The organism is Verrucomicrobiota bacterium, assembly GCA_016871535.1.
Classification (GTDB): Bacteria; Verrucomicrobiota; Verrucomicrobiia; order Limisphaerales; family SIBE01; genus VHCZ01.
This window is the reverse complement of record VHCZ01000020.1, coordinates 25841-44873: the sequence shown is the minus strand read 5'-3', so window position 1 is coordinate 44873 and position 19033 is coordinate 25841. Positions and strand designations below refer to the sequence as shown.

Sequence of the window (19033 nt, the reverse complement as noted above, 5' to 3'; positions counted from 1 at the left end):
TTTTGTCCGTGGCCTGCGTTGGCTCGGTCCTTACAGCCCGCGTTGGGGATGCTCGGACCTCGCCGCCTTGGCCACAGCCAAAATCCCTCGCCGCAGGACCCCGCGCAATTTTCGGACACGCTCTTAAGCAGAGCTTCAAGATCGGGCTTCATCCGGAAAGGCGCTCCGAAGGATTGTGTCAGCCTCAGCGTCGGACAGCGGGTTGTTCAGGCTCTGCCAGGAGTCTTCCAATTGAAGGAGTTTCCCTGAAATCTCGGTCCCAAACTGCTTTGCAGGAAAGTCAGGGTCGCTCACCAGGTTCAGCAGTGCGCGCGCCCCGCGAATCATCCACTTCAACTCTTCCCGATATTCGGCCAGCCTTTCAGGCGAGGGTGCCTGTTCGATAATCTCTCGTCGCTCGCGTTGTCGGAATTCGTTGCATGACGTGATCCAGGCGCGCAGCAACGCCTCAGTGGCCGCGGCGGCTGGCGTCGCGCTCTCGAGATTTGGTACGAAAGGTTGAGCTTGGGCCAGGATCTCCCCACGGTGCCCTTGTGGCTGTACGGCGAGAAGGCCTTGCCGCTTGATCTCTCCGCCAGTTACGCGCACACCTGCCGGGAGCAGCGGATTGAGAATGCCAGTCGATGAGCGACGGAGAATCAGCCCGCAACCGGGAGCGGCGGCCCTTGCAACAACACCGTGTCACTTTCCCATCAGCCCCGCCGTTTTCGGATGCTGCCTGAGGAAATCCACGATGGCTTGCATGCCGAGGCGCTGATGGAAGTAGCCCATGGCTTCGCCGTCGCGGCGGTTCTTCTCGTAATGCTCGAATAACGCCTCGACCACGTCGGCGGTCTGTTCGCGCGGGACGCTGCGCAGATAGACTTTGCCTTCGTTATCCGTCAATGCCTCGCCCTGGTGCCTCGCGTCTTCCGTGCCCAGCAGCTTGATCTGGTAGCGGTCCTTGCCTGAGCCGACCCAGCCGATCGTTTTCGTCGCAGGCCGCGAGCATTGGCGCTCGCAACCGCTGATCCCGATCGATTCGGTCATGTGGCCCCAGCCCCGCCCGTCCAGTTCGTCGATCAACTCCGGCAAAAACAATTCCGAGTCTGTGTAGGACAGGCGGCAAGTGGGCAGCCCTACGCACGCCACTGAAGCTTTGCGCAAGGTTGAGTAATCCTTGCCGTGCCGTTTGCCGTAACCGAAGCGCTGCATCTCCGTCTCGAACCGCTTTTTGGCGTCCGCCGGGATGTCCGTGAAGAGCAGATCCTGGTTCGGCGTGATCAGGATGTTGACGGGAAAATTCTCCATCAAATGCCGGACCATCTTCTTCAAGTCGGCCTCCGGGCCGTCGATGAGCCGTCCGTTTTCGATGTAGGCGCCGTAAGCCCAGAGTCCATTCGACGGCTGCCGAATCCAACCGTGGTGCAGGTGCCGCGGCCCAATGTCGAGCGTTTCGTCGGGCGGATCGAAGACATTTCCGATGAGCGCGCGGACTTGCTCGCGGTACCAGTCCATGCCCTTGGCATGCACCACGTATTTCAGCCGCGCCCAATGCCGGTTCTGCCGGTCGCCCCATTCCTGATGGACTTTGACAATGGCGTCCAGTCCGGCGAGCAGGTGTTTCTCGTGGAAAATGCCGATCGGCTTGCCGAGCGCGCAGAACGTCGGCTTGCCATTGCGTTCGCCTTGACCGCCGCCAATGTAAACCTGGAAGCGCTCGACTTTGTTGCCGTCCAGAATGGGCGCGATGCCGAGGTCATCCGAGCGCAGTTCAACGCAATTGTCCGGCAAATAGCGCCCGGTCAGTTCGTCGAGATGGAGCGCCGAAAAAGCGATCTTGAATTTGCGGTTGAGCAAGTTCGAGCCGTAATGGAAATGCTCCTCAGGCGTGTGTTCCGCATTCGGATTGATTCCGAAGATTTGCAGGTGCGGCTCGATAGGCAGGCGAAAGTATTTGCCGAATTTCTGCGCCAGCGCGTTGGAATCAAAGAGCGTGGAATACCGCGACAGCGGGCAGCCCATGACGTTGCGCGTATTGTCGCCGCAGCCGTTGAGCGTGTAAAAGTGCGTCTCCGCGATGCGTTGAACGATTTCGCGCACGGACTTCTTGCGCACCCAGTGAAGCTGGATGTTCTGCCGTGTGGTCAGCCGGAGCGAGGGTTTGCCGTCCTGGTTGGCGGTGTGCTTCTCGGAAACCTCGTCGAAGATTCGCCACTGCTCGCGATTCAGCGGCCCGCCGCCAGCGATGCTGAACCGCATCATGTACAGCCATTCCTTTTCCGTGCCGGTGCGATCGCGATTGAATTCCAGGTAAATCCCGTGCGATTTGGCCAGCGCTTCGGATTCCCACACGATTTCGTCGATCGACAAATCCTGGAAATGTGCCTCCAGATGCCCGACGTACCCGCCGGAGTTCAGCTTGTTCAGTTCTTCTTTGCAGAGTTGCTCGCGCGGCGTTCGAAAATTCGGCGTCGGTTGAGCAGCCTTTGGATTTTGCGCCATGGGCTTAATCAACAGCATCGAACGAGGGCTGGCAAGTTCCAGAATGTCCAGAATGGGAGTAAACGGAGTGTCGGGGTATCGGAGTGACGGAGTCTGGGAGTGTTGGAGTGTTGAGAATCATCACCCCGATACTCCGAGACTCCGGTTCGGCGGTCTGGTCACGCCGGGAGTGTGAAGTAGAAAGTGGCCCCCTGGTCCGGGACGCCCTCGGCCCAGGTGCGGCCTCCATGCCGATGGATGACCCGCTGGACCGTCGCCAGCCCGATTCCCGTGCCTTCAAACTCGCTTTTCGGATGCAGGCGCTGAAAGGCGCCAAACAGCTTGTTTTGGTAGGCCATGTCAAAGCCCGCGCCGTTGTCACGAACGAAAAATGCGCGTTCACCGCTAAGAGCGTGTCCGAAAATTCCGCGGGGTCCTGTTTTCGCGCCAAAGGCCGGATGGCGAGGCGCAACGAAGGAGAATATCCTCCCTGGATCTTCGACTGAGGAGCAACGAAGCCAGGCGGCCTTTGGCGCGAAAACCCTCCGGGCGGCGGGTCTTTTGTCCGTGGCCTGCGTTGGCTCGGTCCTTACAGCCCGCGTTGGGGATGCTCGGACCTCGCCGCCTTGGCCACAGCCAAAATCCCTCGCCGCAGGACCTCGCGCAATTTTCGGACACGCTCTTAGCTCCGTCGTCCCGAACTCAATAGGCGTCTTCGGTTTCCTGCGCGTAAACTTCCAGGCGTTGCCGAGAAGATTGTCGAGCGCAACCCGCAGCAACCTGGGATCGCCCTGCGCGCTGAGGCCGGGCCGAATCACGAACTCGGATTCCCGTCCCGTTTCCGCGCGGCTGAGATCGTCCAAAATGGTTTGAGCCACGTGGCTGAGATTGACTTCTTCGCGTTTGATCTCGGCGCGACTCACGCGGGAAAGATCGAGCAAGCCATCGATCAACTGGCCCATCCGTTGCGTCGCGTCGCGGATGCGCGCCAGGTGCTTCTTTCCGTTCTCGTCCAACCGGGCACTCGTGTCCTCCTGCAACGCCTGGCTGAATCCGTCAATCGCGCGCAAGGGAGAGCGCAAGTTGTGGGAAACGGAATAGGAGAAGGCCTCCAGTTCCTTATTCGACGCCTCCAGTTGAGCGGTGCGCTCGCGCAACGCCGCTTCGTTCTCCCGCATCAGTTTCTCAGCCTGTTTGCGATCCGTGATATCCCGCGTGATCTTGGCAAAGCCCCGCAACTGTCCGGTGTCGTCCCGCAGCGCTGTGATGACCACGGCGAAACCAATGAAGATCCAATGAAAGATCAGGTCCTTCCGCTTTCGGACAAAATAGACCAGCGTGATCGGAATCGAGTAGTACGCGGTCGCGATCAACACGTCGGAGAGAACGTGCAGCCACACCACGCCTGGATTCCACAGGTAGCAGTGGCCGTGGGGCATGAATCCATCCGCAGAAAACAGTTGTCGCAGAAATTCCATAGAAGCCTCGCAACTCGATTGTCTCTCGCGCCTGCACCGCATTGCTGGCGCGAACCATTGGCCCAGGTCATGGCATCGGGCGCATGACCACTTCCTCTCGTTTCAGGTCCGGCGTCTTTTTAGTCCGGCTCCCCGAAATTAACAATCCTCCTGCGATTGGACCAATTCCCCAAACTGGGAGAAAGCCCCCACCACTCGTTCGGGCGCGAAATCCAAATCCTACGATGTTTCCTTCCGGCCAGGGCGCAAACCGGGCGGCAGGTTCCGGGCAAAACGGCGCCGCCCAAGACCGCCGCTGGTTTCTAAAGTCCGTCCCGGCTAAAGGCTGCGTTGTGATTCGCGAGGTAAATCTCCCTTCACCAAAAAAACGAAGAGCGACCCAATGCACAAGGCCGCTCTTCCTGTCCCTTCACCCGAAGGAATCAATGCCAATCCAAAGGAGTATTGGCGAAGGTCTAAGAGCGTGTCCGAAAATTGCGCGGGGTCCTGCGGCGAGGGATTTTGGCTGTGGCCAAGGCGGCGAGGTCCGAGCATCCCCAACGCGGGCTGTAAGGACCGAGCCAACGCAGGCCACGGACAAAAGACCCGCCGCCCGGAGGGTTTTCGCGCCAAAGGCCGCCTGGCTTCGTTGCTCCTCAGTCGAAGATCCAGGGAGGATATTCTCCTTCGTTGCGCCTCGCCATCCGGCCTTTGGCGCGAAAACAGGACCCCGCGGAATTTTCGGACACGCTCTAAGAGCAGGGGCAATGCCGAGATTCGATCTTTGAGATGCGAGCCGACGGGCCTTATCTTCGGAACAAGAACTCCTTGGAATTGAGCAGGCCCCAAAGAATGTCTTCCAACGCGGCCCGGTGATCGCCGGTTTGATCGACCATCGCGGCCAAACGATTCAGTGGCTCGTCCGATGGCCCGGTGCTCAGCGCCGTCCAATGCAACTCCGCGATCATCTCGCGAGCGGACTTGCCGGAGGCAAGCAGGTCGCTGATGCGGTTTCTTTTCTCGGAAATCAGTTCGTTCACCGTGGGGCCGCTGATCATCTGGAACGCCTGGCTCATGTTGCACTCGCAAGAACGTTCGGTCTCGGAAGTCAACAATCGCGGCGGTTTCCCGAAGATTTCCAAGAATTGATCCATTTGATTGGACCGTCGCTGGCCTTTGGCTTCGGGCCGCACTCCCGGAAGTTGCGCGGCGCGGAGTCCGGCGGGAAGGCCGGCGAACCTCAGCGGAACTCCCGCGACCTGACTCTGGGCATCCAGCAGTTGCTCCGCCGTGAGACGCCTCACCAAAACATGAGAATAGTTGGCCTCATCGTCCGCATTCGATTCGTTCGGCTCAGAGCTCAGTTGATAGGTTCGGGAAGCCACGATCACGCGCACCAGATGGCGGAGGTCGAAACCGTGCTCGATGAAATCACGGGCCAGCGCGTCCAGCAGTTCGGGATGCGAAGGCGGATTGGTGGCGCGGAAATCGTCGATCGGCTCAACCAGCCCGCGCCCCATCAGATGGAACCAGATGCGATTGGCCTGCACGCGCGCGAATTGAAGGTTCTCTGGACTGGTCAGCCACTCCGCCAGTTCGTTCAGCGCGTCGCCGTCCTGCAGACCAGCCGTGGCTGCCGTTCCGAGCAGGCGCGGTCGCGCGGGCTGTCCGGTGCGCGGATTCACCACGGCGCCGCGACGCGACGCGAAGACGACTTGTTCGCCTTTCCATTCGTGCTTGTCGCTCCCGATGTCGCGTTTGTTTTCCAAAACCTTGTAACTCACTTTGGAGAATACGCTGGACCAGTCGTAATAATCGTCCTGGGTCCAGCGATCGAACGGATGATTGTGGCATTCGGCGCATTGGAGACGGACGCCGAGAAAAACCTGCGCCGCGGCCTTGGCGCGCGTGGCGGGATCCCGATTGGGCCGGTGGTAGTTCGCCGCGGGATTGCTGTACGTGCTGCCGCGGGTAGTGAGAAGCTCGCGCACGAACCGATCGAGCGGTTTGTGGTCCGCGATGCTCTGGCGAATCCAGTGATAGAAATTCTGCACGCCCTTGGCATCGAGCGAGTGTGCTTCATTGCGCAAAACATCCGCCCATTTCAGCGCCCAGAAATCCGCGAACTCCGGACGTTCGAGCAACGTCTCGATGAGCCGGGCGCGCTTGCTCGGCGAGGAATCGTCCAGGAAAACCTGCGCTTCACAGGAGCTCGGCAAAAGCCCCAGCAAGTCCAAATAAGCGCGTCGCAGAAACACCGCGTCGGAGCACAGGTCGGACGGATTCATCCGCAACCGGCGGAGTTTGGCCAAGATGTGTTCGTCGATGTAATTTTGCGCGAGGGGGCTCGCTCCGGCGAACTCAGGCCGCGAGGGCACAAACGCCAGGCGAACCGGTTGCTGGAGGTGCAAGTAGCGCGCGAGAATCGTCGTTTCTCCAAAGCCGGCGCGTTCAGCCAGGCCGTCCTGGCTCACCTTGGCCAGGCCATTGGAGGTCTCGTAAACCGTCAAGGCGGTGACATCCCGCGAGGTCCCATCGGAGAAGCTGGCCTGAACGCGCAGTGGGACGCGATTGGCCGGTTCGACCAGGATGGCCTCGGCTGGCGACACCTCCAGACGCCGGAGCATTGGAGCAGAATCGGCGTCGTTCGCCATCCCAACGGCAATCCATCGGCGGAGAATCTGAAATTCCTCCGACTCTTTGTGGAAGCGCGAGCCTCCCTCGTGCGAGACCCTAGCGGTCGGTTTGAGCAAAAGGAGGCTTTGATCTGGGTCGAGCGAATTAATCCGCCGGCCCAGGGCATCTCGAGTCAACGTTTGATAATCCGTGTCCGGATCCTGCCCGCGCAGGGACAACTTGAAGCCGCCTTTGCCGTTCTTGTTCCCGTGACAGGTGCCGGCATTGCAGCCGGCTTTCGAGAGCACCGCCATGACGTCGTTGCGGAAGGAGACCGGCGCGCCTGGCACAGCGAGAGGTTGAATGGCGAACGCCACGAGCAAAACGGCACGGAAGCAGAAGGCTCTTTCCGCCACGTTCAACCCCGTTTGGAACCGAACGAGGTTGCGGCTAGCCGGATGAGTGAACTTGAATCGGCGCATTCTGGACTCCCCATAATCTGAGGCATGAACGAGCGTTTGACAACTCAGGAGGCGGGCTTGGCTACGTGATCTACGTGATCCAGCGGCTGAGGATTTTTATGGCGCGCCATTTCCCGTCGACTTTTTCGAGCACGATGGAGCCGCCCTCGGAACCCATGCGGTATTCACGAACTGTTGCCTCCTGTTCAGGATTCAACCCATCCAGTCATTGCTGGATAAAGTAACTCAAATTCTCCAGCTCAATCGCCAGGTTCACGTCGTTCACCATCACATCCTCCGGCACGTGCAGGACAATGGGGGAGAAGTTCAGAATGCCGGTGATGCCGCACTGGACGAGCGTGTTGGCGACTTCCTGGGCGGCAGAGGCCGGCACGGTCAGGATCGCCATCTTCACGCCGCGTTGCCGGACAATCTCGGCCAGCTTCTCCATCGGATAAATAGGCTGGGGCACTTGCTTGTTGCGCTTGCGCAGATCGACGTCAAACGCGGCGACGATTTCAAAACCTTCGGGTTCGAAACCGCGGTAGGAAAGCAAGGCCAGGCCCAGGTTGCCGACGCCCACGAGAATCACGGGCTGAAGGCGTGTCGTGCGCAGCAGATCGGAAATCATTTTGCTGAGCTGGGCGACGTCGTAACCCAGACCGCGCGTCCCGAACTGTCCGAAATACGCCAGGTCCTTGCGCAATTGGGTGGGCTTGACGCGGGCCGCACGCGCCAGCGCTTCGCTGGACACGGTCCGGATTTCATTCTCCTTGAGCCGGAGCAGGCACCGCAAATAGACGGACAAGCGGTAGATCGCTTTGCGGGGGATTTCAGGGCGGCTGTTCTTTTTCAAGCGCGGCGCAGACTAATGCACATACGCTTTGCGGGCAAGGTTTGAGGCGGTCAGTCGGAAATGAATTGAAGAAGGGATGGGGAGGATACGCGCCTTCGCGTGTTCCGACTGGCGCCTCGCCAGTCGGTGCGTCGTTGAAACCCTCTCACTAAACAGTGACCTGGTCGGCGAGGGCGCCGACCACCGCACGCGAGGCCGCGTGCGGTCCCCATCTCTCCTGACGGATCCGACTAATCCACAAACACCAACTCGTTCGACATAAGGAGGACTTGCGCGAATTTCTCCCAGGCGCTCAGTGGTTTGGGCGCTTCTTTCGAGCCGCTGAAGTCCGACTTCGCGTCCCAATCCGTGGCCGCGCCCGCTTGGGCGCGCGAGCCTGTGGTTTGCACGCGAACCGCCGGCGCCCAGATGAAACCGTCCGAATCGACGCTCTCGCGGCAATCGACGACGAAATCAATCGTGTCGCCTTTGTAAACTTCCACGCGATCGAGTTTCGTCTCGTGCTTTGCCTTCTGCGCCATCCAACTTCCCAATTCGCCCAAGCGGCTGGAAACAATTCGGCCCTGAACTCCGTCCCCTTTGTCTGTATCGTGACCCAAAGTGCCGCTGATGGTCACGACGGCGTCGAAAGGGGCAGTCCACCGCCGGATTGCGGCGTGCTGGCGATCATTTCCGGCATGGCCGCCCGTGGCCGTCAGCATCACCCAACCCCATTTCGGGTCCGGCAATTTCGGTCCGCCCTGCCAGGCCTGGCCTGTGAAGTGAGGCAGGGGCCGGAACTCGCTGACTCGCTTGGCCGCGTCGTCATACTGGCCCGTTCCATACGCCCACACGACAGGCTCGGAAATCAGTTGCGACACGGTTCGCTGGTCCTTGAGGAACTTGACCGCTATCTCGATTTCATCCGGCGCCGGGTCGCGCTGGTACGCCAGCCGATAAAGCGCCTTCAAGCGCCCTGCATCGTCCGGCTGCGCCTTGAACTCCGCCCGGGCGACGAATTGCCGCGCCTGTTGCGTCACGAAAGGACTGTTCAGCATGTAGAGCGCTTGCTGCGGCACCGTAGTCGAAAATCGCTGCGGACTCGTCGTGTCCGGGTTGGCGAAATCGAATGTGCGAAACATGCCGGGCAAATTCTGGCGCTCGATGAATCCGTAAATCGTGCGGCGCGCGGCGAACGGTTCGGTCGTGATATCGACGGCGCGGCCGCCGGCCGTGAGGTCCAGTTTGCCGGCGACGGTCAGGAGCGAATCGCGCATGGCTTCGAGGTCCATGCGGCGGCGGTTCATCCGCCAGAGCCATTGATTGTTCGGGTCGATCTGTGCCCAGCGCGGGTTGTGATCGCTACCCTGCTGATACACACTCGAAAGCACGACCGAACGAATCAGTTTCTTGACCGACCAGCCTTCCTCCATGAAGCGCGACGCCAGGTGGTCGAGCAGTTCCGGATGGGAAGGCGGATCGCAGCGCACGCCGAAATCACTCGGCGTGCGCACCAGCCCGACGCCGAAAAGACTCAACCAAACCCGATTCACAAAAACGCGGGCGGTCAGCGGATTGTCGCGGCTGGCGATGGCTTGAGCGAGTTCGAGCCGGCCGCTGCCTTTCTTGAATGGCTCGCGCTTCGCGCCGGCCAGGACCGCCAGGAATTGGCGGGGCACTTCGGAGCCGGGATTGTTTGGATTGCCGCGAATGAAGACGCGAGGATTGGAAGGCGAGGTGTTATCGACCAACGCCATGGCCCGCGGTGGCGCGCCCGGATGCATGGCATCGAGTTCATCCACCTTGCGCTGAAGCGCGCGGAAGCGCTGGGCCGTCGGAACGTCGAACAGTCTCCGAAACTCGGAAGAGGGCACATTGGCGGGAGAATCCGCACCGTAGAGAATCTGCCGGAGCGCTTCCAGATTGGGATCCGCAAAACCCGCGGGCGGCGCGGATTTCGCATCGCTGCTTCCGGACGCCTTCTCAAAAGCCAGCAGCGTTTCCTGCCAGCGTTTGTCCACGTCCGCGAAGAGTTTTCCGTAACGCTCCGCCACGTCTTTCATCGAAGCTGGAGGTTCACCCGCGAAGGCGAGCGCGACGAAGGGATTGACTGCAAGGGTCGAATCCGAACGACCGATCGCCCCTCTCCCTACCCTCTCCCCATCGGATGGGGAGAGGGTAAGGGTGAGGGGCGATTTTGTCGCTGGCGTTACGTCGGTTTCGGAGTCGTCGGGAGAACTGGACACCGACTGTCGTCCGACCGCCAGACCGAGTGTGAACTCGCGTGCCTTCGACGCGAATTCGTTGGTTGGAAAGCCGGTGAAAGCAACCCAGGGCGCAAAAACGGGGTGATGCTCCTTGCCCCAGGTTTCCAGGCGCGACATCCAACGTTGCAGCGTGGCCGGGTGCAATTTGCGTTCGCGCGCGAAGCCTTCGCCTCTCGATGGATTGCCCAGGAAACGCCCGTCGTAGGCCGCCAGCAAGTATTCACCGGTCCGTTGCCGAACCTGGGTCAACGCTTCCTTCTCTTTCGCAATGCGGAAACTCTCCAGCTCTTCCTGGCGTTTCTTGCGTTCGGCCAGGTAATCGTCGTAGGCCTTGGCGTTTGGGGTCGTGCCCAGCCGCGGTTGCTCTGTCGGTTCGGAGGAACTCGCGAAAACGCCGTGCAAAGAATAATAGTCGGCCGTGGGAATCGGATCGTACTTGTGGTCGTGGCACCGCGCGCAAGCCACCGTCAAGCCCATGAACCCGCGTGTCACCACGTCGATCCGGTCGTCGATGATGTCATTCTGGTTATTCAGAAAACGCCGGCCCAGCGTGAGAAAGCCCAGCGCTGCCAGCGTGCGTTTGTCCTCGCCCAGCGACAGGTGATCCGCCGCGATTTGTTGGAGCACGAACTGATCGAACGGCAAGTCGTCGTTGAACGCGCGGATCACGTAATCGCGGTAGGTGTAGGAGTACGGAAACCGGCGTTCCTCTTCGAAAACATAGCCTTTGGTGTCGGCGTAGCGCGCCACATCGAGCCAGTGCCGCGCCCAGCGCTCGCCGAACCGCGGCGAATTCAGCAAACGATCCACCACGCGCGTGAACGCGTCGGACGATTCATCCGACAGAAAATCCGCGACTTCTTGGGACGTGGGCGGGAGCCCGGTCAGATCGTAGCTCGCTCGGCGAATCAGCGTGCGCTTGTCTGCAAGCGGCGAAGGCGCCAGGCCATTGGCCTCCAATTTGGCCAGGACGAACGCGTCGATCGGAGTCTGAATCCAATCCGAATCTTTGACGCCAGGGACGGGCGGTTTTCGCACCGGTTGAAAGGCCCAGTGCTGATTAGTTGAGAGTTGAGAGTTGAGAGTTGAGGGCAATCCGATCCGAGGATCCGGAGCGCCCATTCTGACCCAGGCCTCCAGGTCGGCGATTTGATCGCTCGACAGCTTCTTGTCCTTTGGCGGCATCTGAAGGTGTTCATCGGCGTAGCGGACCGCCTTGATCAAGAGGCTCCGGTCCGGATCACCTGGGACAATCGCCGAGCCGGAATCGCCGCCTTTGAGCAAGCCTTGGCGGGTATCGAGCGAAAGCCCGCCCTTTACCTTTTCACTTTGGGCGCTGTGGCATTTGTAGCAGTGCTCGACGAAGAGCGGGCGAATCTTCGTTTCAAAGAACTCGACGCCCGCGGCGCTCGGCGCAGCAGCGAGGCTGAGTCCCGTGTTGCAGACCAGCGCCAAGATGGAAGCGCCTGGCGCCCAGAACGTGCAAAAAGTCGGAAGAGTCATTTCACAGATTACGGCCAAAGAATATCACGACCTCACTCGGCGGCCAAATCATTCCTGGCTTTTTGATGGTCACGAACGCCTGTATTGGCGAGATTAACCCTCGAATCAATGGAAACGGAAGCTCTTCAAAGCTTGATGGATGTCTTGAGACTGGATTGCGCGGCACTCGCAGCGCGTCTCGGTGGACGCGCCGAACATTACCAACGGCTAAGTAGATGCCGGCGGCTACCATTTCCGATCTGGGACGCTCTGCAACGACTCGCCTTTCGCAAAGGATATGCCTGGAATGCGAAAGCGCGTCGTTGGCAAAAGGCGGTCGTTGTTCACGAGATGGCGCAGTCCAAGTAATAATAAGAACTTCATCGTGAATCTGACATCCGCTGAACACCGGTGATCTTCTTGTTCCACTAGACTCTTAATATCCCCTCACGGCACCAGCCTCAACTCATTCGCCGTCGCCTCGCGGACCACAGCCGCCGCCGCGCGACGGGATGCTCCGGATTCACCGAGGGACCGAATGGCCTGCGACAATTTGGATTTCAGGACGGCCAGGCGCGAAGGATCATCCAACAGCGTCACCGTTGCGCTCGCGATCGCTTCCGGCGTGGCCTGACTTTGGATCAATTCGGGATAGAGCGCCTCCCCCGCCAGCAGGTTTGGCATTGCGATGTGATTGACCGTGATGATTTGCTTCGCGATCTGATAGGTCAGCCAGGACGTTTTGTAGATCACCACGGTGGGAACGCGGAAGAAACCGCATTCCAGTGTGACCGTGCCGGAGGACGCGATGGAAAGACCGGCTTCGCGCAGTGACTCAGCCAAACCCTTGGCTTGAACCTCAAGATCAGGGAGCGGCCCCGCAACCTTCGATGCAAAGTCAACCAGGTCCAGACTTGGAAGAACCATCCGCAAACGAACGGCGCGTTCTCTTCGGATGATCCTCACCGCGCCTGCCATGGCCGGGAGATGCGCTTCAATCTCGCGCTTCCGGCTGCCGGGCAACAAGAGCACGAGAGGCGTTTCCCAAAATTCCGCACTCCGCACTCCGCACTCCGCACTCCCATGCCGGTCGATCAACGGATGTCCAACAAACTCCACGCGCAACTGCGGAACACGCTTCGCATACCAATCCTTCTCGAAAGGAAAAATGCTCAGCAGCAAATCCACGGTTCGAGCCATCCGGTAAGCGCGGCCCGGCCGCGACGCCCAGACTTGCGGCGAGACGTAATAGATGATCCGGGGACTCCACACGTTGAACGTGCCGGCATGTCTGCGGACATAGCGCCTGACCGCTTCGGCAAAGCGCAGATTGAATCCCCCGAAATCGACCAGAACAATCGCCTCGGGTTGACGCTTCACGGCCTCGCAGAGAAGCGTCCGAAAAAATCCTTTGAACTTGCGGTATTGTGACAACACGTCCGTGAGTCCGAAAACCGAGTGCGCCGTCAGGTCGATCAGCACCTCCACACCGGCCTCTGCCATCCGCGGCCCGCCTGCACCGAAGAACTTTGGCGGCCATGGCATCGCCTGGACTGCCGGCAATTGCTTTAACGCCAGGACGAGTTCAGACGCGAGCAAATCGCCGCTCGGCTCGCCGGCGATCAGCATGATTTGAGTTCCAGAGCTCACGCCTGTCCAATCTGCCGCGTGATCTCCAACGCCAGGTCCAGCGCCCGCTTCGCCGATTCTCCGCTCACAATCGGCGTGCGCCGCGCTTCAACGCACTCAATGAAACTGCGCAACTCCAGCTTCAGCGGCTGTTCTTTTTCCAACGGCACCGGCTCGCGCACGATCCGTTTCCCGCCGTATTCGCTGACGATGGTGGAGTCTTTCGAAGCCAGAAGTTTCTTGAACAGCGAGGTCTCGCCTTCGCCATCGCGCGCGATGCGATAGACGAATCCTTCCTGGGCCCGGTAATCCAGCGAGACGTAGCTGGTCGTGGCGCCGCCGCTGAAGACGCGGATCTTGCGCAGGCGTTCGGGGCTGACGCGGCTGGCGGTCAAGTTCGCCACGCAGCCATTGGCAAACCGCAGCCGCGCATTGGCAATGTCCTCCGAGGCGCTCAACACGGGAATGCCCACCGCATCGACGCTTGTGACGGGCGACTTCACGAACGCGAGGACAACATCCAGATCGTGAATCATGAGATCCAGCACCACGCCGATGTCGGTGCTGCGACCCGAGTAAGGCGACAACCGGTGGGCTTCGATAAAGCGCGGGTCGGTCGCCACCGTTTCCAGGTATTTGAACACGGGATTGAACCGCTCCACGTGACCGACCTGCAAAACGACGCCTTGCTCTTGCGCCAACCGCACGAGTTCGGCAGCTTGGGACGCGCTGTCCGTCATCGGTTTCTCCACCAGCACGTGCTTGCGTTGGCGCAGCAGTTGGCAAGCGAGTTCGTAATGGGTCGCGGTCGGAGTGACGATGCTGAGGGCGTCGCTCGCCGTCGCGGCTTCGTTCACGGAACGAAACGCTGGCACGCGCAGTTTGTCCGCTGTCTTGCGCGCCGCCTCCGGCAGGATGTCATAGACGCCGGCGAACTCCACGCGCCCCGCCGCCGCCAATTCCGCGTAGAACCGGGCGTGCTCTTTCCCTAGCGCGCCAACTCCAAAAACCGCGACTCTGATCTTCTGTGACATGCGGCGAACTTAGTCAGGGTAATGGATGACGGCGATGCAAAATCCAGAGCCGAATCCACCTCAGGTCGTGAGTGCACACTTCTCGAACTGTGCTTGTGGCTGGTTACTTTTCCCGGGCTAACCGCGCCAATTCTTTCTGAATGCCGTGAGTGCAATCGACCGCAGCGTACAGACCTCCCTGTTGCGTGATGAAATCTCGCGCTTCCAATTTCCTGAGATGTCGCACCAACGCCCAGGTGGAGATTCGGGTCTTGGCTCGCAGTTGGCCCAGGGAGTGCGGCCCGTTTTGCAGAACGCGAAAGATTTCTACTCGACGCGGATGCGTGAAAGCTGTTGCCAATCGGAAAACGACCTCCACAGCGGTTGTTTCTCGTTGGAAGAGTGCGCGAAGGGCCGTCACCAAACACGCAGAAGCGCTGCCGTTCGTCGCGCAACTGAGGCGATACTCCACGCAGCGACCGACGCGGCGCGCTGTGAGCAATCCGCGCGCTTCAAGCGCCCGCAGATACTCACTGGTTAGCGAGCGTGGTCGGCCAAGACGTCGGGCGACCGCACAGACCTTTTGGCCTGGTTCCTGGACCAGCAGGCGGAACATCTCCAGGCGTGTGCGGTTGGCGAGTACACGGCAAGTGCGCCAGAGTGTTGGCTGAAGAGGCAAGGTCGTGGGCATGTGCACACTTTCCGAACTGTGCTCAGTTCGGTCAAGCGCGGGCTGCGTCTTGGCCGGTCTCCTTGAATTCCGCAGACGCCAGGCGGACAGGCGGCAATGCGCGTCGGTGCGCGAGACAGTTAGGTCACTTCTCAATTGCCGATTCAACTTGCTGTGGCAGATTTGAAGCCGAGATTCCGCCAAAACGCCGCGCTCGCCAAGCGTCATACTTGTGAAATTCACCACCATCGCGTTGAACACAAAGCGAGTGCGCTGGACACTCGCAAGTGTGATCTTCCTCGCCGGATTGATGGCTGGCTACGTTCTGTTCCGGTCGCTTCTCGACGCGGCGCCAGATCAACGCAAGACAGTCGTACAATTGATCCGTGAGCTTCCGTGAGCTTCGCAAGCAAGACACGGCTTTGGGCAGGTTCTGGCAGGCGCTGTGGCCAAAACTTCCCCAGGTGGCGCAGAAGCGCCTGATCAAACTGGAACCCAAGCCCGCCCAGCTAGTGCGGAGAGCAGCATGTGAAGCGCTCTTCGATATGCAAACCGGAGCCGCCGAAGCGGTGCCCACACTGATCGAGACCTTGACCGACTCCGATCCGCAGGTGAAATGGACGGCCATTCGGACTTTGGGAGAGATCGGACCGTCGGCTTCGGATGCCCTTCCTGAACTGGTGCGGGTTTTCAAAGGCGGCTTCAATCCAGTGCCTCCTGGTGCAGCGAAATTGGCCGCTGCCGCCTCCGTGGCCCTAGCGCAGATTGCCCCAGCCGATCCGCTCGTTTTCCATTTGCTGAAAGGTGCCTTGGAGGAAAAGGCTGCGTCAGCAAATTCATCTGATTTGGCGCTGGCTACCGTGTCCGGTTTGGAACAGATAGCCGGCGCTGGGCATGACATCGTCTCGACGCTGCTCGCGACGCTGTCCCAGGCCGGTGCCAGCGCTCTAAGATATCGGATATTGTCGGCGCGCGGACGGATCGGGCAACAACCGCAAAGCGTCGTGCCCGTATTGATCGACGCACTGCGCAGCGAGGATTCGGCGCTTCGCAGCGCTGCTGTTGAATCTTTGGGCAGCTTTGGAGCCGCCGCCGCCCCAGCCGTGCCAACTCTCATTCTGCTCGCCCGAGAGTCGCTCGCGCAGACGAGGAACCGAGCTCAAGAGTCGCTCGTACAACTCAGAAAGCGCCTTGGCACATCCTCGACCCGACAAGACGGGCCTGAACTGCCCACCGATCCGCAACCCATCGGCCTGTTCAAGCGGTACGGGCTTCTGCCTGAGGTCGATCCCATGAGCAGCAGTCTGCTCCGAACCCTTGGCAGCATCGGTCGACCAGCGAAGGAGGCGATTCCTTTCCTCGTGGAGGAATACAACCAACGCGAAAACCCGGCCCGCTGCGAGGCAGCTTTCGCGCGCTGGCAAATCGACGGCGATGTTCAGGCCGTGTTTCCCGTCTTGCTTGAAGGAATTCGCCATCCGGTTTTTCACGAGCGCTCCCACATGATTCCGTTCTTGAGAAGGATCGGATCGGAGGCCGTTCCTGTCTTGCTGGTGGCGTTCCGTGACACCGACAGCACTGTCCGGGCGACGGCAGTCGAGTGCCTGGCGAAGATTCAGCCGGAGGCATTGCTGGACCCGGTTATCTTGAAGTCCGGAATCAACGACTCGAATTTGAGCGTCCGTATCGCCATGATTCAAGGGCTTGGAGCTTGTGGTGAAAAGGCGGCGGCGGCGGCGCCGCTGTTGAAGCCGCTACTGAATCATTCCAAACACGTCATCCGCAAAGTAGCGACGGAGGCGCTTGAGAAGACTGCTCCAGCACAAACCAAGAACGCTTCGGTCCACGAGTCACCTCCTAAACCGTAACAGAGCGTGCAGACCTTCAACTTCCATCCCGCCGCCGTCTGGTGGTTCCAGCAGCGATTCGGCACGCCGACGGAACCGCAAGCGCAAGGCTGGCCCGCGATTCAGTCCGGCCAGAACGTTCTCATTTCCGCGCCGACCGGAACTGGCAAAACGCTCGCGGCTTTCCTGGCTTCGCTGGACCGACTCTTCCGTGAGGCTGCGACAGGCAAGCTGCCGGATGAGACGCGAGTTGTTTACGTCTCGCCGCTCAAAGCACTCGGCCCATGAACCACGCCCGGCATGTAGTCCCGGCTTTAGCCGGTCGGGTGCCCCGGAGCCGCCTAAAGGCGGGACTACAAACCAACGCCGGTTCATGGGAAGTAGGAATTGCAGCGTCGGCGGCAATCCGTAAAAATCCGGGCATGGATGAATCGGCTCGGCTGTATCTGGACCTCCTCAAGAAGTGCCTGACGTTCGCTTTGTGGGAGGAGACTCTGCTCATGCCCTTTGACACCGCGAAGGCCTCGGCTCCGGGAGACTTGGTGGAATTTGATATGGGCCTGAGAAAGCTCGGTTACTGTCTGGCCCGAGAGTTCCCTTATCGCCGGGAGATTGCGTGGGAAGGCGAGGGAATCACCTACCTGGGCTACACCATGATTGGAATGAAGCGGCTGGCGAATTTTCAGGAGTGCATCGAACGCGCGATTGAGGAGAACACCCCTGGGGATATTCTCGAAACCGGCGTCTGGCGCGGTGGCGCATGCATCTTGGCGCGCGCGGTTCTGAAGGTGCGTCGGGTCTGCGAACGAAAGGTCTGGCTCGCGGACTCGTTCCAAGGTTTGCCGCCGCCGAACGCCGAAAAATATCCTCTCGACCAAGGCGACGACCTTTATCTGAATCCGTTTTTGCGCGTGCCTGTGGAAGTCGTGCAGGAGAATTTCCGGCGGTTTGGGTTGCTGGACGACCAGGTTTGTTTCTTGAAGGGCTGGTTCAAAGACACGCTGCCGACGGCGCCGGTTGATCGGCTGTGCGTGCTTCGCCTGGATGGCGACCTCTATGAGTCCACCCTGGATGCGCTGACGGCGCTTTACGACAAAGTTTCCATAAACGGATTCGTCATCATCGACGACTATGACGGCAAGGGGTGTCGCCAGGCCGTCACGGATTTCCGACACACGCGGGGAATTCGCGACGAGATCATCCCCATCGACCAACACGGGGCTTTTTGGCGGCGAACAAGATAGAAGCGATGGATCTCACTCTGTCCTCCGGATTCTTGGCGTGTCGCCTCACTTTGAAACCGAACCATCTATCTATTCGTTCCCCGCACCACGGTCTTGACTCTTTCAAGTCGAACAAGGTCGCGCTTCTGCTGCCATTCAGAGCCGAGCAGTCCATACACGAGCCCGTCCTGGGGCTCGCCTTGAACCCAATAGTGTTCCCGGAGCAGGCCTTCGCGACGGAAGCCAAGGCGTTCCAGAACTCGGATTGACGGGCTGTTGCGCGGGTCCGTGTCGGCCCACACGCGATGCAATTGCATCTCACAAAACGCGAATTGCAGAAGAATGGGTAAAGCTTCGGACATGTAGCCTCGCCTCCAGTTAGGCCGGGCCAGTGCGAATCCGAGCTCGGCTCGGCGGTTCTCCATGTCCAACGCGGCCAGCGTGCACGTTCCGATGACCACATCCGTGTCGAGCAGCGCCACGCCCCATTGAAACAAAATCCGGTCCGCAAATCTGGCACGGATCTCCTCGAACAACGCTGTGGCTGCGCTGAGATCGCGCAGCACCGGATGCCCCCAGTAACGAGTCACTTCTCGATCTCCAAAGATCGAGAACAGGGAGGGCACGTCGCGCCCGCTTCAACGGCGCGTGCAATCACTCGATCCGGATCATCCACGGACAATTCGACTCGCGCGGTTGTGGTGCCGATTTCCTTCGGGCTGGCGAAGCGGCTCTTCACCGGCTCGTGCAAGAAAAAGGGCGCGCCGTTAATCTCCAGGCCAGCGACTGAACCCAGGCTCCAGAGGACTTCTGCGCCAAGCGCCTTGTGGTACCACGCAACCGCCGCCGGTGTATCCGGCACCGCCAGCATGACCGAAAGGCCTGTTTTGTTATCCGATGAGTGCATGATTTTTCCCTTCTTGCAGCCGTGTGATTTAATACCGGGCTCTCTGCGCGCTCAACGGCTCGGCAACAAGCTAGCCACCAAAAGCACAATGGGTCGTCGAGGCTTGAGGACGGAGGTTTTCAAGCTGAAGGCAAGATAGTTACCAGCGCGGCACTGTCAACGA

13 protein-coding genes are annotated in these 19033 nt (G+C 60.0%); 3 read left to right on the top strand and 10 right to left on the bottom strand.

Annotated elements, in window-relative coordinates:
- Positions 1-681: 681 nt before the first annotated feature.
- The 8 genes from FJ398_04895 to FJ398_04860 all read right to left on the bottom strand — a co-directional run bounded on the left by FJ398_04895 (position 682) and on the right by FJ398_04860 (position 15154).
- A complete protein-coding gene (locus FJ398_04895; protein ID MBM3837294.1) occupies positions 682-2484 on the bottom strand; it encodes a nitrite/sulfite reductase in 1803 nt (600 codons plus the stop codon).
- A gap of 158 nt (positions 2485-2642) precedes the next feature.
- Positions 2643-3983: a hypothetical protein gene (locus tag FJ398_04890; GenBank protein ID MBM3837293.1), complete on the bottom strand. Its 1341-nt coding sequence runs from the start codon at positions 3981-3983 to the stop codon at positions 2643-2645.
- Between the two features lie 743 nt (positions 3984-4726).
- On the bottom strand, positions 4727-7018 hold the full coding sequence (locus FJ398_04885; GenBank protein ID MBM3837292.1) for a DUF1553 domain-containing protein: 2292 nt from the start codon (positions 7016-7018) through the stop codon (positions 4727-4729).
- Between the two features lie 205 nt (positions 7019-7223).
- A complete protein-coding gene (locus FJ398_04880) occupies positions 7224-7853 on the bottom strand; it encodes a redox-sensing transcriptional repressor Rex (protein MBM3837291.1) in 630 nt (209 codons plus the stop codon).
- A gap of 230 nt (positions 7854-8083) precedes the next feature.
- Positions 8084-11602: a DUF1553 domain-containing protein gene (locus tag FJ398_04875; GenBank protein MBM3837290.1), complete on the bottom strand. Its 3519-nt coding sequence runs from the start codon at positions 11600-11602 to the stop codon at positions 8084-8086.
- Between the two features lie 426 nt (positions 11603-12028).
- Complete coding sequence (gene lpxB, locus FJ398_04870) at positions 12029-13231, bottom strand: lipid-A-disaccharide synthase (protein MBM3837289.1); 1203 nt, start codon at positions 13229-13231, stop codon at positions 12029-12031.
- On the bottom strand, positions 13228-14244 hold the full coding sequence (locus FJ398_04865; GenBank protein MBM3837288.1) for a Gfo/Idh/MocA family oxidoreductase: 1017 nt from the start codon (positions 14242-14244) through the stop codon (positions 13228-13230). The genes lpxB and FJ398_04865 overlap by 4 nt, the downstream gene beginning before the upstream one ends.
- Positions 14245-14347: 103 nt before the next feature.
- Positions 14348-15154 carry a helix-turn-helix domain-containing protein gene (locus tag FJ398_04860; GenBank protein MBM3837287.1) on the bottom strand — a complete coding sequence of 269 codons (807 nt, stop codon included), beginning with the start codon at positions 15152-15154 and terminating at the stop codon, positions 14348-14350.
- 125 nt (positions 15155-15279) lie between these two features.
- Here FJ398_04860 and FJ398_04855 point away from each other — a divergent pair, with 125 nt between their 5' ends.
- The 3 genes from FJ398_04855 (at position 15280) to FJ398_04845 (ending at position 17984) form a co-directional block, all read left to right on the top strand.
- Positions 15280-16761 (top strand): hypothetical protein, encoded by a 1482-nt coding sequence (locus tag FJ398_04855; protein ID MBM3837286.1) that lies wholly within the window; start codon positions 15280-15282, stop codon positions 16759-16761.
- A gap of 6 nt (positions 16762-16767) precedes the next feature.
- Positions 16768-17028: a DEAD/DEAH box helicase gene (locus FJ398_04850; GenBank protein ID MBM3837285.1), complete on the top strand. Its 261-nt coding sequence runs from the start codon at positions 16768-16770 to the stop codon at positions 17026-17028.
- Positions 17029-17162: 134 nt separating this feature from the next.
- Positions 17163-17984 (top strand): macrocin O-methyltransferase, encoded by an 822-nt coding sequence (locus FJ398_04845; protein ID MBM3837284.1) that lies wholly within the window; start codon positions 17163-17165, stop codon positions 17982-17984.
- 65 nt (positions 17985-18049) lie between these two features.
- On the opposite strand, the gene FJ398_04840 is transcribed toward FJ398_04845, so the two are convergent.
- Both FJ398_04840 and FJ398_04835 read right to left on the bottom strand, forming a co-directional pair.
- Positions 18050-18589 (bottom strand): GNAT family N-acetyltransferase, encoded by a 540-nt coding sequence (locus FJ398_04840; GenBank protein MBM3837283.1) that lies wholly within the window; start codon positions 18587-18589, stop codon positions 18050-18052.
- The gene (locus tag FJ398_04835) at positions 18550-18870 is read right to left on the bottom strand and encodes a hypothetical protein (protein MBM3837282.1); all 321 of its coding nucleotides are present in this window, start codon (positions 18868-18870) and stop codon (positions 18550-18552) included. Before FJ398_04835 ends, FJ398_04840 begins: the two co-directional genes overlap by 40 nt.
- Between the last annotated feature and the right edge of the window lie 163 nt (positions 18871-19033).

Bases quoted from the DNA above. Each gene is read 5' to 3' on its own strand.
- FJ398_04875 (MBM3837290.1), bottom strand. From the start codon at position 11,602: ATGACTCTTCCGACTTTTTGCACGTTCTGGGCGCCAGGCGCTTCCATC.
- FJ398_04865 (MBM3837288.1), bottom strand. From the start codon at position 14,244: ATGTCACAGAAGATCAGAGTCGCGGTTTTTGGAGTTGGCGCGCTAGGG.
- FJ398_04845 (MBM3837284.1), top strand. From the start codon at position 17,163: ATGGATGAATCGGCTCGGCTGTATCTGGACCTCCTCAAGAAGTGCCTG.
- FJ398_04890 (MBM3837293.1), bottom strand. From the start codon at position 3,983: ATGCGGTGCAGGCGCGAGAGACAATCGAGTTGCGAGGCTTCTATGGAA.
- FJ398_04895 (MBM3837294.1), bottom strand. From the start codon at position 2,484: ATGGCGCAAAATCCAAAGGCTGCTCAACCGACGCCGAATTTTCGAACG.
- FJ398_04835 (MBM3837282.1), bottom strand. From the start codon at position 18,870: ATGCACTCATCGGATAACAAAACAGGCCTTTCGGTCATGCTGGCGGTG.
- FJ398_04885 (MBM3837292.1), bottom strand. From the start codon at position 7,018: ATGCGCCGATTCAAGTTCACTCATCCGGCTAGCCGCAACCTCGTTCGG.